Consider the following 15,456-nt stretch of genomic DNA (forward strand, 5'->3'; position numbering starts at 1 on the left):
AACGAAGGGTACTGCCAATGTTGCTGAACCAACGTAAAACCCTGACTTTTATGTTGGCTGCGAGCCTGGCCTCAACCATTGGCGGCTTGCCCTTCAATACGCTGCCTATTTTGCTGGGCTCACTGGCGGACAGTTTCGGTTTCGCACCGACGCAAATCGGTTTGCTCGGCTCTGTTTGCTTCACTGGCTATCTTGCAGGAACGCTGGTAGCGGTGGGCTTTATTGACCGCTGCAACTGGCGCGCCCTGACCTTTGGTTGTGCGTTGGGTGCGGCACTAGCGTTGCTGGCATCATCACAACTGCCGGCGCCTGCACAGTTGCCGTTGTGGGCACTGATCGGTTTTTTTGCCGCGCTCATGACGTGTCTCGGGTTGCGAATAATGGCCGAGATGCCCAACAAGGAGCGGGCGTTCGGTATGCGTCAGGGGATTGAGCTGGGGTTGGTGGCGTTGGTGTTGTTTGTGCTGCCATCGCTGGTGATCAGCAATTTTCACTACGCCGGTGGCGCGCTGGTGCTGGCGGCAATGATTCTGTTACTGAGCCTGAGCGCCTTCGCGTTGCCTCGGCGCAGTGACTTTGCGGTGCATGCAGATTTGGCTAAAGACAGCTCCCTTCAAGGGCGTTTTCGCTTCCCGGTGCCCGCCTATTGGGCGCTGGGGTTTTTTTTCGTATTTGGTGCCGGACAGATTGGTCTATGGGCGTTTCTTGAACGTCTCGGGCACGGGCTGGACGTGGCCCCGGCGCAGATGGGCGTGGTTTTTGCGGTGCTTAAACTGCTGGGCGGTGGGGCGGCCCTGACCCTGGCGCTGGTTGGCGATCGCCTCGGTTCGCGCTGGCCGCATCTGCTGGTGCTGGCTGTCATCGGTACGGGCTTGTTGCTGTTGGCCTATGCCCAGGGATTTGTGATGTATGCCCTGGGTGCCTGGATCTGGGAAGTGGGTTTCTGCTGGGGGTGCATCTACCAGACCGCCGCCGTGGCCCGGCTCGATCCGAGCGGTCGCTCGATCATGCTGATTCCTGCCGCGTTTGCCTTGAGCTCAATGGTGGGGCCAGCGCTGGCGGGACAACTGGTGGCAGACGGTTTCGCCGGACTGCTGTGGCTGGCACTGGCCACGGCTGTGGTGCCGGTGGTGGCCTTTGCCGGGCTATTGGCCAAACGCCTGTCATCACCGCCGCTGGCGTTGCCCGTATAAGCCTAAGGTACTGCTGGCTTTTTGATCCGTGCTGCTTAAGATGGCCGTCAACGACACGTCATCGGGCTTGGAACACGGCCAATGTTGAACAAGGACACCATCTCCATTCATCTGGTGCGCGAGGCGCTGCTGCAGAGCTGTGCGCCAGGTAGTGCCACGGATGAAGTGCTGCACAAGGTCGGCATTGCCCCCCAGTTGCTCAACGAGCCGGATGCCCGTGTCCCTGCGATGGTTTATGCGCGGATGTGGCGTCTGTTGGCGCGACGTCTGGATGACGAGTTTTTTGCCATGGATCCGCGCAAGCTGCGGTCTGGCAGCCTGGAGTTCATGTGCCGCACGGCCATGGCTCAGCCCACCCTGGCGCAGGGGCTGGAGGTGGTGCTGGGTTTCCTGTCCTTGATGCTTGAGCGTTTGCCGGCGCAATTAGTGCGCCAGCAAAGCCTGGCGGAAATCGTCTTGCAGGAGCCTGAGCAACCGGCGAACCGTGGTTTTACCTACTTCACCTACTGGATGATCGTGCACGGTATTGCCTGCTGGCTGGCCGGGCGGCGAATACCGATTCTGGCCATTGAGTTGCGCTGTGCAGCGCCCGACTATTGCGAAGACTACGAGGTGATGTTCTCCGAGAATCTGCGCTTTGAGCGGCCACGCACGCGGATGATTTTTGCCGCCGACTGCCTGGATGCACCGATCAAGCGCAACGCTCAGGAGCTGAAGCGTTTTCTGGCCGAAGCACCTGCCAATATTCTGGTCAAATACCGGGATCCTGAGAGCCTGGCCAGCCAGATCAAACAGGACTTGCGCCAACTGCCTGCCGTGCAGTGGCCTGAAACCCCGGGGATGGCGCAAAGCCTATGCATGTCGGCATCGACCCTGCGCCGTCGGTTGGCGGAAGAAGGGCAAACCTTCCAGGGGATAAAGGATGGCGTGCGCAAGGAACTGGCAATTGGCTGGCTGGCCGAACCCGACCATAGCTATGCCGACATCGCCCTGCGCTTGGGCTTTGCCGACACCAGCTCATTTTACAAAGCCTTTCGCAAATGGTCGGGAACCAATCCCGGGCATTACCGGGGTTTGATTTTAGGCGGTGGCTGAACCCAGGCCACGGGTGGTACGCAGTCGGCCTTCCAGGCGTCGCTTCAACCCCTGAGGTTCAATGATCAGCTTCGAACCCTTGGCGGCATTGGCCCGCCCCCATTCTTCAAACAACTCCAGGCAGGAGTGATCGATATAGCTCAGGTTATTGAGGGGCACATGCACGATGCTACCTGCCGGTACGCGAGCCAGCACTTGAGTCAATGCCGGTACTTTGAGAAAGGTCGCCGAGCCATTGAGCCGCAACTCCATTTCGCCGTTTTGGGGCAGATCAATCAGGCTGATTTTCAGGCGTGCTGCCTTCCAGGCCAGATTGGCCAGGGTCAGCCCGAAACCCAGCAGTACACCGGTCAGTAAGTCCGTGAAGATGATTGAGAGGGCGGTCGCCGCATAGGTCAGCATCGGGATGCGGCCATAGCGCGCCAGGCCGCGAAAAGCCTTGATGTCTACCAGCTTGATGCCGGTATACACCAGTACGCCCGCCAGGCTCGCCACCGGAATGCTTTGCAGCACGCTGGACAGCAATAGCACAAAAGCCAGCAGCCAAAGGCCATGGAACATTGCCGAAAGCCGCGTGGTGGCACCTGCCTGAACGTTGGCCGAACTGCGCACGATCACGCCGGTCATTGGCAGCGCACCCACCACACCACAGAGCATGTTGCCGACCCCTTGGGCCGTCAGCTCCTTGTCAAAGTCGGAACGTTGGCCGTTGTGCATGCGGTCAACGGCCGCTGCGGACAGCAAGGTTTCTGCGCTGGCAATAAAGGCTACCGCAAACGCCGCGATCAACAGATTGGGATCGGCAAAGCTCAGCAAATCGGCCGGGCGCAACCAGTCGATGGCATCCGCCAGGTTTTCCGGGACTTCGACGCGCTTGACCTGCAAGGCCATGACCAGGCTGACCGCCGTGGTCAGGCCCACACCGAGCAGGGCGCCGGGGACGAAACGCAATTTTTGCGGGCGCAGCTTATCCCACGACCACATCACCACAATGGTTGCCAGGCCCAGCAGGCCAGCCTGCCAGCCAAGGGTTGGAATGGCTTGCGCCACCGCCTGCGGGAAGCCTGCAAGGTTATCGAGGCCTGAGGGCTTTGGCGCGCCGTCGAGCATCACATGTATTTGCGACAGCACAATCAGCACCCCGATCCCGGCAAGCATGCCGTAGACCACTGCCGGGGCGGTAACACGGAACCAGCAGCCCAAGCGCAAACGTCCGGCCACCAGTTGTAAAAATCCTGCCAGGAGCAGGATCGGCCCCAGCATGGCCATACCATGCTGGCGCACCACTTCAAAGACCAGCACGGCCAGACCGGCTGCCGGGCCACTGACTTGTAGCGGCGATCCCGCCAGCCAGCCTACGACCAGGCCACCGATAATGCCGGTGATCAAGCCTTTGGCCGGTGGCATCCCGGAGGCGATCGCGATGCCCATGCACAAAGGCAGGGCGACCAGAAACACAACCACAGAGGCCAAAAGCTCCCGTGGCAGGACTGCTTTTAATTGCGCAGCACGCATGATGATTCTCCCTGGGGGGGGGCTTGGGGCGTGGCAAGGCCTGGCGTCATGCCTGGCCGCCACTGCTACCTCATTGGGACAGGTTTAGAAGCGCGCTTTAGGTGTCGCGCAAGGGATTGTCTGGAGATTGTCCAATGGCAGGAAACTGCCAGACTCTGCGTCGTAGGCTTTGATTTGGCTGGTTTCGATGTTGTAGACCCAACCATGGATAAACAACTGGCCGCTGGCCATGCGCGAAGCGACTGAGGGATGGGTACGCAAGTGCTGCAACTGAGCAATCACGTTTTCTTCGGTGAGCACGTGCATGCTTTCAGCTTCATTGGCGCAGGAACAGTTTTCCTGAACCATGCTTTTGGCCACTTCGGCATGGCGCAGCCAGGCTTTGACCGTGGGCATTTTCTCAAGGCTTTGCGGGTTAAGTACTGCGCGCATGGCACCACAGTCTGAGTGCCCACAGACGATGATGTGCTGTACGCCCAGTGCCAGGTTGGCGTATTCGATCGCCGTGCTGACCCCGCCATTCATCTCGCCATAAGGCGGTACGACGTTGCCGACGTTACGGGTGACGAACAAATCGCCAGGAGCGCTTTGGGTAATCAATTCGGGGACGATTCGAGAATCGGCGCAAGCGATAAACATTGCCCTTGGGCGTTGAGCGGTGGCCAGTTTTTTGAACAGGTCTTTCTGTTGTGGAAAGACCTCACGATGGAAGTGCAGAAAACCTTCAACAATGAGCTGCAGTGCTGCACCAGCCTGTTCCGTTTCAGGAGGGGCAGTAGCTGCAGCCGAGCGCTGTGTGACCTTGATATCCATCGTTCATCCTCTGTGGTAGAGCAGGGGAAAAGCTAATGCGAGTCATTTGTGACTCGTCGGTCACGTTAGCGCCCTAAACTTAACTGAACCTTAATTGACTGCTCTAGCACGGGCTTTATATGAGGATGCTACCTATTGCGGGAGGGGGTTTTGTTGCCATGCAACGACAGCGGCTGTGGTGATTCAGGGCGACCACGATCACCGATTCCACGACTGCTACGTCGCAGTGGCGCACCAAACCTGACGCAGCCTCGTTCCTTCGGTGGCTACTTGTATGTTGGCGCTAAACCGTTTTTCGTAGGGTTCAGTGTCGTCTGCGATGTTTTTTGCTTTTGCTGGAGCCATACGAATGTCCAGACGACGCGAATGCCCATCACAGAAGGCCGAACGCAGGTGCTGTTATGGGGGTGGCGCGGCAGGACGCCGCGCCTGGACGAGGCGGCCGTATGGTAGGGCAAGCCTTTTTGGTGACTTTTTCGGCGTCTGGAAAAAGTGACCCGCCGTAAGGGCGGAACCCGTAGAAAGTCGTGACATATCGAATGGATATGGACTCGGCATAGGTGCGGGCGCTTCGCAAAACAACTGGCACACGGGGTACATATCCGGCATTTGCGGTTAACTGAAATGATGGTTTCGCTCTTACAGCGAGTCACTTTGCAAAAGCGGCAAAGTAACCAAAGCGCTTTCGCCCCCGCGTACGGCCCTCGCTGCGCTCAGGTTCCCTCATTCCGGTCCCGCTCCGTGGGCCCGCCGTGACGGGCCATCCCTGGCCCAACACGGCTCTCCCGGCATCCATGCCGGTCGACCCACTGCGCAGAACCTCCTCTCGGCCTCCCGAAGGGGCGGGCAGATCAAAAGCACTGCACGCCGAGGCGGCCGACCGGCCGGCCTGGTTGGTGGGTTGCATTCACGATCCGTAGCAGCTGACGAGCCGTGCGAGGCTGCGTTCGGCCTGGTGCGCCACTGCGACGTAGCCGTCGTAAAATCAGCCTCCCAGGTTTATCAGGTAAACCGCGTATTCCGGTTTTGCGACCGCTGCGTGATCGAACGCAGCCTCGTTCTACTCGTCAGCGGCTTGTATGTTGGCGCTAAAACGTTCTGCGCAGGGTTCTGTGGCGTCTGCGATGGATTTTGCTTTTGCTTTTGCTTTTGCTTTTGCTTTTGCTTTTGCTTTTGCTTTTGCTGGAGCCACACGTATGTCCAGACGATGCGAATGCCCATGACAGTGCCGGAGTGAGGGAACCACCGAGCCTGGGCGAGGCGGCCGTATGGTAGGGCAAGCCTTTTTGGTTACTTTTTCGGCGTCTGGAAAAAGTGACCCGCTGTAAGGGCGGAACCCGTAGAAAGTCGTGACATATCGAATGGATATGGACTCGGCATCGCTGCGGGCGCTTCGCAAAACAACGGGCACACGGGGTACATATCCGGCATCCGCAGTTAACTGAAATGATGGTTTCGCTCTTACAGCGAGTCACTTTGCAAAAGCGGCAAAGTAACCAAAGCGCTTTCGCCCCCGCGTACGGCCTCCCGAAGGGCAGGCAGATCAAAAACCAGTGCAAAAACAAGATCAACGGCCCGCCGAGGCGGCCTACAGGCCGACCTGTTTAGCGAAGCACATTTCTCTAAAAGGCCGGTTGGCAACAGAGTATCTACAAGGAATACGTAGCAGTTGACGAGCTGTGCGAGGCTACGTCCGGCTGCATCGCGAGCGGGCTAGCTCCCACCGGGGACCGCTACAAGGTTCTGATCGAATTGCTGATCCCACGGGCACACTGGATAACGGTCGAGGCTAATTTATCTTCGGCTTCTTCCATGCTCCAGCGACTGCTCGGCACTACCACATGCACGGCCGCAACCGGCAGGCCGTTGCTGTTGAATATCGGTGCGGCAATGGTCATGTCGCCCAGGAACATTTCTTCCTTGTTGGTGGCATAGCCCTGATTGCGGCTGGTGATCACACGCTCAAAAATGGCGGTGGCATCAGTCAGGGTGTAGCGGGTCAGCTCAGCCAGCGTGCTGTCTTGCAGCACACGGCGAATTTCGTCATCCCCCAGGCCACTCAGATAGGCTCGACCGCCCCCGGTGCAATACATCGGGATTCGACTGCCGATGGGCATGTGGATCGGGATAAATTTGGGTGCCACAAAACGCGAGACATAGACCATGTCCAGGCCGTCCGGCTCCGTCAGGTTGACCGTCTCGCCCGTGAGCTGGTTGAGCTCGGCCAGGTAGGGGTTTGCGACATCGACCAGTATGTCGGCTGCTAAATAGTTGTAGCCGATTTCCATAACCTTGGGCGTTAACTGGAAGCGTCGGCTTTGCGGGTGCTTACGCACATAGCCGAGTTCTTCAAGGGTATGCACCATGCGCTGGGCCGAGCTTTTGCTGATGCCCGCAACCTGCGCGATATCCGCCAGAGTCATGGTGCGCCGCGCTGCCCCGAAGCCGCGAAGTACGGCCAGGCCCTTTTCCAGTGACTGGTTGAAAAGAGGGTTGTTGCTATCGCTCATGGCGCATCCTTGGCTTTTTTTAGAGTCATGAATATCGATATGCGATATTTATAAATCTCTTTACGATTTAAGTAAATTGGTTATAGTCGATGGCGGCATTTTGTACCAGAGGGTGCAAGGGTGTTAAATGCTGCCCCGCAACAATAAAAGCGACCACAGGGAGATTCGCTATGCACAAACCTTTTCAAGTACTGACGCTTGTATGCGCAATGGCAGCCGGACTGATTGGATCAGCCAGTGCTGTTGCAGAGCCTGTCTATAAAGTCGGTGCAACGGCGACAGGTATCCCGTTCACCTTCCTCGATATCAAGAGCGGAAAAATCCAGGGCATGATGGTCGACGCCGCTGAAGCCGTCGGCAAAGCAGGGGGGTTTGACACCGAGATCCAGCAAACCACGTTTGCCGCGCTGATCCCTTCGCTGACCACCAACAAAATTGACCTGATCTCCGCTGCCATGCTCAAAACCCCTGAGCGTGAAAAGGTTGTGCAGTATTCCGATCCGATTTTCAGCTATGGCGAAGGCCTGATCGTCCAGACTGACGATCCCAAAGAATACAAGACCATGGATGACCTGGCCGGTGAAGTGGTCGGTGCTCAAGTGGGCACGGTATTCCTCGACGCCCTGAACAAGCACGGCGGCTTCAAGGAAGTGCGCAGCTACGACTCTATTCCTGACCTGATGCGTGACCTGAAACTGGGTCGCATCAAGGCTGCTTTCGGCGATCGCCCGATCATCGCCTACCAGTTGGCCCAGGGTAAAAACCCGGACGTGAAACTGTCGAGCACCTATGTGCCGGTAGTGATGGGTGATGTGTGCCTGGTCATGCGTCAGGGCGACGCCGAGAAACTGGCACAGGTCAACAAGGGCATTGCAGCCATCAAGGCTGACGGCTCCCTGCAGCGCATCATCGAGAAGTGGAAGCTGAACTGATGATTCTGTGGCCCCCGCTCTGCGGTGGGCCACTTCTTGTAGCGGTGTGCAGGTAGTTTATGTTTCTCCAGGACGCGTTGGACTTTCTTCCGATTCTGCTCAAAGGGGCAGTGGTCACTGTGCAGGTCACGGCGGGTTCGTTCCTGCTCAGTTCAGTGATTGGCCTGATGTTCGCGCTGATGATGGTTTCAAAAATCCGCGCCATCGCATTGTTCGCCATTGGCGTGGTCAATGTGATTCGCGGGTTGCCGATCATCGTGCAACTGTTCTACATCTATTTTGTCTTGCCCGACTTCGGCATCCAGCTCAGCGCCATGCAGGCCGGTGTGATTGGTCTGGGGATTGCCTATTCGGCCTATCAGGCCGAGAACTTCCGGGCCGGGATTCAGGCCATCGACATTGGCCAGATCGAGGCCGCCGAATCCTTTGGCATGCGTGGCCTGATGATCATGCGCCGCATTGTGCTGCCCCAGGCGTTTCGCATTGCCTTGCCGCCCTATGGCAACACGCTGGTAATGATGCTCAAGGACTCCTCGCTGGTGTCGACCATCACCGTGGCCGAGATGACGCGCCAAGGGCAACTGATCGCTTCCTCGACCTTTGAAAACATGACGGTCTACACCCTGGTTGCCTTGCTCTATCTGTCGATGAGTTTGCCGCTGTCTTATGGCTTGCGTCGTCTGGAAGGCCGTTTTGCGCTGCGGAGGCGTACATGAAAGCAACGTCGAAACTCACCTTGCCGCCTTCGCTCTGGTCCGCCACGGCTCGCACCGCTGCGATGACCCAGCCACTCGCGCAAAACAAGCGGGTGGACGTGGCAATTGTCGGCGCCGGGTACACGGGGCTTGTGACTGCACTGCGCCTGGCCGAGTCGGGTGTCAGCGTGTGCGTGCTGGATGCAGGAGAGCCTGGCTGGGGTGCTTCGGGGCGCAACGGCGGGCAGGTGATTCCCGGGCTCAAATACGATCCTGACCAGTTGATCGAACGTTTTGGCGCGGCGCGCGGTGAAAAGATTATCGAGGCGTGCGGCGGGGCGGCTGACGAAGTGTTTTCGCTGGTTCGCGAGTACGGCATCGCCTGCGATGCAACACGCAAGGGCTGGATTCAACCCGCGTACTCCAGTGCCACGATGAAAACCCTGGAGCACCGCGCCCGGCAATGGCAGCAGCGTGGTGTGGCTGCTGAGTTGCTGGACGGCAATGCCGTTTGCCAGCGCATCGGCACGCAAAACTATGTGGGCGGCTGGGTTGACCCTCGTGCCGGGAGCCTGCACCCGCTCAATTATGCCCGTGGACTGGCCCGGTCGGCGTTGGGCCGTGGGGCGATGATTCACAGCGATAGCCGGGTGACCGATTTGCGGCGCATCGGTACGCAGTGGCAACTGAGCACTGCACAAGGTCACACCGTGACGGCCGAGCGGGTGGTGTTGGCCACCAATGGCTATACCGATGGTTTATGGCCCGGTTTGCGGCAAACCTTGCTGGCGGCCAACAGCTTTATGATCGCGACTCGACCGCTCTCGCCGGAACTGCGCAAAACGATTTTGCCGGGTGGAGAAGTGTGTTCGGATGCACGGCGCCTGTTGCTGTACTTCAAGCAGGATGCTCAAGGGCGAGTGCTGTTGGGTGGCCGTGGGCCGTTTTCCGAGCCGGGCCGCAACGAAGACTGGGCGCATCTGGAGCGCTCGCTGATCAACGTGTTCCCGCAGTTGGCAGGCGTTGCGATTGAGTACCGCTGGAGCGGTCGCGTGGCACTTAACCACAGCGTGCTGCCGCAACTGCACGAACCGCAACCGGGCCTGTCAATCCTGATGGGCTACAACGGGCGCGGCATTGCGATGTCCACCACCCTGGGCAAACACCTCGCGGCCCGCATCTTGGGAACCAGCGATGACTTCCCGTTCCCGGTGACGCCGATTCGCAGAATTCCCTTTCATAGCTTGCAGCGTTTGTACGTGGCAGCGGGCATCAGCTACTACCGGTTGCTGGATGCCTTGCATGGGTGACGGGTGGCCTGGTACCTGGCGCTAACCTTCAATCAGACTTGATTGTCGAGACATCCGCTGCCCTGACCTTGATGTGTTTGCCTGCAATGTCCACAAACTCATAGAGACCGTCCTTGTTCGTGGTCTTTGGCAGGTCTTTGGTCAGGTACTGCGTGCCGTTTTGCAGGGTTACAACGCTCGGGGTCGCGCAACCTGCCAGTCCCAGCAAGGCAACCACAAGCAGGGGTAAACCGATAGCGTTGATTTTCATGGGTGTACCTTGAGCTCTTGGCAATGTGGAGAGTGTTCGCGCCGGGCGTCGTCGAGCAGCCAGCGCTGGAAAGTTAGTGCTGCATCTGACAGCGTTTTATGGCGAGAGTGCGCCAGATAGTCCGCGTTAGAGCTGAAAAATTCAAATGGACCCACGCGGCGCAGTTCGCCCTTGTCGATTTTGTCCTTGACCATAAAGTCCCATCCCAGCCCCACGCCCATGCCTTGCACGATTGCCTGATAGGCGAGGGTGACCTGATTGAAGGTCGGCCGCTTCGCATCGGGCTTGTGCTCCAGGCCGAAATGCGCGAACCAGTCGCGCCAGTCCATGCAGTTCCATTGCGAGGCGTCCAGTTCAATCAGGGGCAAGTCCTGAAGGTCTGAGGGCTCATTGACGCGTTTCAATTTCAAATCAGGTCGGGCAACAGGGTAGACCCTTTCGGCAAACAATGGCTCAGCATTCAGGGATGACCAGTGACCGGCGCCGTATAAAATCGTGAAATCGTAATCTGCGACGCTGGATTCGTGGATGTCGTTGCTGGCGTGAATATTCACCGTTATGGACGGATGCTCGGTATTGAACGCGAGCAATCGCCCAAACAGCCAGAACTGCGCCACGGCATGGGTGCAGAGCACCGTGACCGAGTTGGGGGCATGGGCCGTCTTGATCCGGTTGACGCCGTGCAGCAGGCGTTCAAGCAGAGTAGTGACTTCGCTGAGCAGACTTGCTCCTGCCTGCGTCAGGCAAATGCCCCGCGCCTGGCGTTCAAACAAGGTCAGTTTGAGGTTGTCTTCCAGGGCCCGGATTTTCTTGCTGATCGCGCTTTGGGTCAAGCACAGCTCGCTTGCCGCACGGGTAAAGCTGCCATTGCGTGCGACCGCTTCGAAGGTGATCAGGCTGTCCAGAGGTGGCAGGTTTTTCGAATAGCGATTCATGTTGCCTCTCGTCACTGGAATGCCGCGCAAATGCTGTAGTTACTCTGTTGCCAGTCAACCCTCCCACAGTTGAAGTTTCCTTCAGGCCCTGTAGCTGCTGAGAATCTGGTTTTGCTGGCCGACCGGATACCTGTCCGGCACGGCTATCCTGCCGCGGAGTGACGGTATAAGGCATTCCTGCACGGAATACCAGCATGCCAAATGATCTTTTGTGACAAATCGCAGGGCCGCTTACGCTCACTCGATACTGAACTGTTTGAGAGTGTTGAATGAAGCGCGGAATAGTCTATGCAGGCATGGCAGGTGCAGTGTGGGGGCTGGTGTTTCTGGTGCCCAAGCTGTTGCCGGAATTCAGCCCGCTGTTGCTCAGCTGCGGGCGTTTTATTGTGTACGGGGCCGTATCGCTGCTTTTGTTGCTGCCCCATGCGCGGCGTTTGCTGGGCCAGCTCACCCGGCGCGATGTGCTCACACTGGTCAAGTTCGCACTGCTGGGCAACCTGGTTTACTACATGCTGCTGGCGGCATCGATTCAGTGGGTAGGCATTGCGGCCGCCTCTCTGATTGTGGGGGTGTTGCCCCTGAGCATTACCTGGCTGGGGCGCCGCGATGCCGGAGCGGTGCCACTGGCGAGGCTGGCCTGGCCGCTGCTTCTGGTGCTGGGCGGCGTGCTTTGCATCAATCTTGAAGCCTTGTTCGGCGGCACTTCGCAGCAGCCGCTGGGGGACAAGGTTCTGGGCGTGCTGTGCGGGCTCGGCGCCTTGCTGTGCTGGAGCTGGTTTGCGATCGAGAATGCGCGGTATTTGAAACACAGCCAGTTTGACAGTGGTGAGTGGTCGACACTGTGGGGCGTCACCACGGGTGTGCTGGGTCTGATGATCTGGGGTATGGCCCATGTATTGTCCCTGGACGCAGTGACGGTCGAGGTCAGTGATCAGCGCTGGCAGATGTTCTGGATGGTTAATCTGGCGTGTGCGGTGCTCGGTTCATGGTTTGGCAATCGCATGTGGAATGCTTCGTCCCGCCGCCTGCCGCTGACCCTGAGCGGGCAGTTGATTGTGTTCGAAACGGTGTTTGCGTTGTTCTATGGCTTTGTTTACTTGCAGCGCTGGCCGACTTTGACCGAAGCCGTGGCGGTTGTATTGCTGCTTGGGGGCGTGAGTTGGGCGGTGCGCCGCCATGCCCCGGCGCGGACAATGCTCGCGCCGTGATCCATGTGCGGGCCAATCAGCTAGGGCAGGTATGAGCCCCATTGTTGAGGTCCTGTTTTTCGGCGCGACTGAGCAGGGTGGCCTTGCCATCTTTCCAGGTCAGGGTCAGCACGTACAACGAGTCGAAATCACTGCCGGGCCAGTCTTCGGTCAGTGAAGTCTTCTTGCCCAGGGCCTGGCTGGCGACGTTGTTGATCAGCTCCGGCAAATAGCCGTGCGACCACGCGGTGTAGATGGTGGAGTTGTGATACTGGTCGTCGGTCAGTTCCTTGGCCAGTGCGCGGGTGTCGTTGGCTGAGTACTCCAGATTGATCGGCAAGCCCAGTTTGATGGCGCTGGGGTTGATGGTCATCATCGGTCGCACGTAGCTGTAAGCATCGTCATCAGCCCCTTCTTCCACTTGTCGCGACGGGTTGGCGGCAAACACGTAGTCGGCCTTGCCATAGCGTTGCGGCAGCAGGGTGGCCAGATCAATTGCGCGGTTAAGTCCCTGGCAGGTGAGCTGGCCAAGGCCGTCGGCCGGTTTTTCGGCGTGACGCATAAATACCAGAGTTTGTACGCCATCAACCGGCTGAGCAAACACATCATCTGCATGCACGGCCAGCGTCACGGCGCCTGCAATCAGTAACAGCGGGGCTGCCGCCAGTGCGTAGGTTTTGAGTCGGAATTTATTCCAAACAGACTGAGTCATGGGGCTCTTCTACATACAGCATTAAGGCTGACTGGCCTGGCACATCGAGCACATCGCGCGTGTGTTTATCCCTGTCATTACTACACAACCTGTGTTTCTCATCCTTGTTCCAAGCAATCATTAGATGCCATTTTCAAATTTGGTTCGATTTTACCTGCGCTAGATTGGGAATGGTCCTACAGGTCGAGTGCTATGGTGGCTTTTTTGTATGACAAAATCGTTCTCTCTTTAGTCGAGTCACTCTTCAGAGGCTTACACCATGCTTCCAGCCCCCCTCAGAAAACCGAGCAATCCCGTGCATCTGCGTGTTCGTGCCTGGCGCGGGCGAGTGGGGCTGGCAATGGTTGCCAGCCTGTCGGTGCTGGCGGGCATGACTGACGCCATTGGCTTTCTGGCCACCGGTGATTTCGTTTCATTCATGAGCGGTAATACCACCCGCCTGGCGGTAGCCATTGGCGAGGGCGACTTGAGCCTGGTGGTGCGCCTGTTATTCGCGGTGCTGGCGTTTATTGTCGGCAACGCCCTGGGGGTTTTGCTGGCGCGCTGGGGAGGGCGGCGCGCACTGCCGTTGATGCTGGTGATTGCGGGTCTGCTGTGCACAGCGGCACTACTGCCGTTCGCCACCCAAGTGCCGGCGTTGCTGGCCGCCATTGTAGCCATGGGCATGCTCAATGCGGCGGTGGAACAGGTCAATGGACTGCCGGTGGGCCTGACCTATGTAACCGGGGCGTTATCACGTTTTGGCCGGGGCCTTGGCCGATGGGTGCTGGGCGAGCGTCGCAGTGGCTGGCGCGTGCAGTTGGTGCCATGGACGGGAATGCTGCTGGGCGCGGTCATGGGCGCACTGCTGGAGGCACAGTTCGGGCTCAAGGCCATGCTCTTCAGTGCCGGTTTTGCCGCCGTCCTCGGGCTGCTTTCGTTGAGAATCCCGCGCCGCTGGCAGCGCGATTACATGCCGCGTTAAACGCCCGTTTTGCTTCGCTCACGCTGCGCGTAAACTGCTCCGGCGCACGAGGGTGTGTTTTCAATCCGTTTGCTCACGGCGTGCAAACTGATCAAGCCCCCCTGGCATGCCCACCCCCACGAACAGGAGTCGTTGTGTCCAAGTCAGTCGATGACAATTCATCCCTTGAGTCATTTTCCATCGAGAGTCCTGCGCCGCTGTACGCGCGCGTAAAGCAGGCCATTGCGCAAAAAATTCGTTCAGGTGCCTGGCTGCCCAACTCCAAGCTGCCCTCCGAGAGTGAGTTGCTTGCCCTGTTGGGCGTGAGTCGCATGACGATCAACCGCGCACTGCGTGAACTGACAATCGAAGGGCTGCTGGTGCGCATGCAAGGCGTGGGGACGTTTGTTGCGGTGCCCAAAGGCAATGCGGCGTTATTCGAAATCCATAACATTGCCCAGGAAATCGCTGACCGTGGCCACGTGCATCGCTGTGAAGTCATCGTGCTCGAAGAGGTCCCGGCCAAGGTCACGCCTGTCATGCCGTTCGCCCTGGACGGCATCAAGCGGTTCTTTCACTCGGTGATGGTGCATTACGAAAACGAAGTGCCCGTGCAAATTGAAGAGCGCTACGTGAATGCCGAGATTGCCCCTGAGTACTTGCAGCAGGATTTCACTCGCACCACGGCCTATGCCTACCTGATGAACCTAGCGCCATTGACCGGCGGCGAGCATGTGGTGGAAGCGATCCATGCAAAATCTGCAGAGTGTCGCCTGTTGCACGTCAAGCGAAACGAGCCGTGCCTGCTGATTCGCCGCCGCACCTGGGCGGCTCAAGGGATGGTGGGGTGCGCCCGGCTGGTGTACCCGGGAACGCGCTATCGCCTGCAGGGTCAGTGCGGCAACTGAGTGGCCCCTCGTAGCGGGTAACGATGTGTTACTCGCGTTACTTTTGGTGCGTTTTTGTTACCTTCCCGCCTGTTTATGCACAAAGTTGCGGCACTTTTTTGCAGCTTTTCCGTGCGTGATGTTCTTTCATTAAAAAACGTAAATTTTTTAACTCATTGATTTAAAAAATATTTATATCGATTCAGACACCTTTTCGCGCGCGGGTGTTTGCGTGTTGGCCCTTCACTTGCATTCACTTGTACATACAGGTTGGTATAAGTGCGCACCTATCGCACTTCACCGTATGACGTTGATGCCATTTGATGAAGGACTGCCCCATGACCACTGCTCACACCCGTCACCGTGATGGTGAAATCCGCGCCGCCCGTGGCACCCAGCTCACTGCTAAAAGCTGGATGACCGAAGCGCCGCTGCGGATGTTGATGAACAACCTCGACCCGCAAGTGGCCGAGAATCAG

At 58.2% G+C, this 15,456-nt stretch carries 16 protein-coding genes; 9 read left to right on the top strand and 7 right to left on the bottom strand.

Annotation, left to right across the window (positions count from 1 at the left end; genetic code table 11):
• Positions 1 to 17 precede the first annotated feature (17 nt).
• Complete coding sequence (locus TU76_RS11300) at positions 18 to 1,193, top strand: MFS transporter (RefSeq protein WP_046808655.1); 1,176 nt, start codon at positions 18 to 20, stop codon at positions 1,191 to 1,193.
• Positions 1,194 to 1,274: 81 nt separating this feature from the next.
• Positions 1,275 to 2,288, top strand: coding sequence for an AraC family transcriptional regulator (locus TU76_RS11305; RefSeq protein WP_048351659.1), 1,014 nt, complete (start codon positions 1,275 to 1,277; stop codon positions 2,286 to 2,288).
• Here the strand turns inward: TU76_RS11305 and TU76_RS11310 are convergent.
• The 4 genes from TU76_RS11310 to TU76_RS11330 form a co-directional block, all read right to left on the bottom strand.
• Positions 2,274 to 3,803 (bottom strand): SulP family inorganic anion transporter, encoded by a 1,530-nt coding sequence (locus TU76_RS11310; protein ID WP_046808657.1) that lies wholly within the window; start codon positions 3,801 to 3,803, stop codon positions 2,274 to 2,276. The genes TU76_RS11305 and TU76_RS11310 overlap by 15 nt on opposite strands.
• 84 nt (positions 3,804 to 3,887) lie before the next feature.
• The gene (locus TU76_RS11315) at positions 3,888 to 4,616 is read right to left on the bottom strand and encodes a carbonic anhydrase (protein WP_019826465.1); all 729 of its coding nucleotides are present in this window, start codon (positions 4,614 to 4,616) and stop codon (positions 3,888 to 3,890) included.
• Between the two features lie 1,060 nt (positions 4,617 to 5,676).
• Complete coding sequence (locus TU76_RS25760; protein ID WP_269457714.1) at positions 5,677 to 5,808, bottom strand: hypothetical protein; 132 nt, start codon at positions 5,806 to 5,808, stop codon at positions 5,677 to 5,679.
• 541 nt (positions 5,809 to 6,349) lie between these two features.
• On the bottom strand, positions 6,350 to 7,126 hold the full coding sequence (locus tag TU76_RS11330) for an IclR family transcriptional regulator (protein ID WP_046808658.1): 777 nt from the start codon (positions 7,124 to 7,126) through the stop codon (positions 6,350 to 6,352).
• Between the two features lie 170 nt (positions 7,127 to 7,296).
• Here TU76_RS11330 and TU76_RS11335 point away from each other — a divergent pair, with 170 nt between their 5' ends.
• From TU76_RS11335 to TU76_RS11345, 3 genes are read left to right on the top strand one after another with little or no spacing between them, the layout of a single operon-like run.
• Positions 7,297 to 8,058: an ABC transporter substrate-binding protein gene (locus tag TU76_RS11335; RefSeq protein ID WP_046808659.1), complete on the top strand. Its 762-nt coding sequence runs from the start codon at positions 7,297 to 7,299 to the stop codon at positions 8,056 to 8,058.
• Between the two features lie 59 nt (positions 8,059 to 8,117).
• On the top strand, positions 8,118 to 8,774 hold the full coding sequence (locus TU76_RS11340; protein WP_048351662.1) for an amino acid ABC transporter permease: 657 nt from the start codon (positions 8,118 to 8,120) through the stop codon (positions 8,772 to 8,774).
• The gene (locus tag TU76_RS11345) at positions 8,771 to 10,063 is read left to right on the top strand and encodes an NAD(P)/FAD-dependent oxidoreductase (RefSeq protein ID WP_048351663.1); all 1,293 of its coding nucleotides are present in this window, start codon (positions 8,771 to 8,773) and stop codon (positions 10,061 to 10,063) included. Before TU76_RS11340 ends, TU76_RS11345 begins: the two co-directional genes overlap by 4 nt.
• Positions 10,064 to 10,091: 28 nt before the next feature.
• Here TU76_RS11345 and TU76_RS11350 read toward each other — a convergent pair whose 3' ends face one another.
• Both TU76_RS11350 and TU76_RS11355 read right to left on the bottom strand, forming a co-directional pair.
• On the bottom strand, positions 10,092 to 10,313 hold the full coding sequence (locus TU76_RS11350; RefSeq protein WP_046809879.1) for a YgdI/YgdR family lipoprotein: 222 nt from the start codon (positions 10,311 to 10,313) through the stop codon (positions 10,092 to 10,094).
• Positions 10,310 to 11,248 (bottom strand): LysR substrate-binding domain-containing protein, encoded by a 939-nt coding sequence (locus TU76_RS11355; protein ID WP_048351664.1) that lies wholly within the window; start codon positions 11,246 to 11,248, stop codon positions 10,310 to 10,312. The genes TU76_RS11350 and TU76_RS11355 overlap by 4 nt, the downstream gene beginning before the upstream one ends.
• A 269-nt stretch (positions 11,249 to 11,517) precedes the next feature.
• Here TU76_RS11355 and TU76_RS11360 point away from each other — a divergent pair, with 269 nt between their 5' ends.
• Positions 11,518 to 12,456, top strand: a complete 939-nt coding sequence (locus tag TU76_RS11360; RefSeq protein ID WP_048351665.1) for a DMT family transporter — start codon at positions 11,518 to 11,520, stop codon at positions 12,454 to 12,456.
• 16 nt (positions 12,457 to 12,472) lie between these two features.
• On the opposite strand, the gene TU76_RS11365 is transcribed toward TU76_RS11360, so the two are convergent.
• Positions 12,473 to 13,147 (bottom strand): histidine phosphatase family protein, encoded by a 675-nt coding sequence (locus TU76_RS11365; protein ID WP_046809882.1) that lies wholly within the window; start codon positions 13,145 to 13,147, stop codon positions 12,473 to 12,475.
• 259 nt (positions 13,148 to 13,406) lie between these two features.
• Here TU76_RS11365 and TU76_RS11370 point away from each other — a divergent pair, with 259 nt between their 5' ends.
• From TU76_RS11370 to TU76_RS25215, 3 genes are all read left to right on the top strand, one after another.
• Positions 13,407 to 14,111 (top strand): YoaK family protein, encoded by a 705-nt coding sequence (locus TU76_RS11370; protein WP_046809883.1) that lies wholly within the window; start codon positions 13,407 to 13,409, stop codon positions 14,109 to 14,111.
• A gap of 134 nt (positions 14,112 to 14,245) precedes the next feature.
• Complete coding sequence (gene hutC / locus TU76_RS11375; protein ID WP_046809884.1) at positions 14,246 to 14,998, top strand: histidine utilization repressor; 753 nt, start codon at positions 14,246 to 14,248, stop codon at positions 14,996 to 14,998.
• A 317-nt stretch (positions 14,999 to 15,315) separates the two neighbouring features.
• On the top strand, positions 15,316 to 15,456 hold a 141-nt coding region (locus TU76_RS25215; protein WP_162207957.1), incomplete at its 3' end, for a hypothetical protein.

The sequence above is a fragment of the Pseudomonas psychrophila genome (genome assembly GCF_001043005.1).
GTDB lineage: Bacteria > Pseudomonadota > Gammaproteobacteria > Pseudomonadales > Pseudomonadaceae > Aquipseudomonas > Aquipseudomonas psychrophila.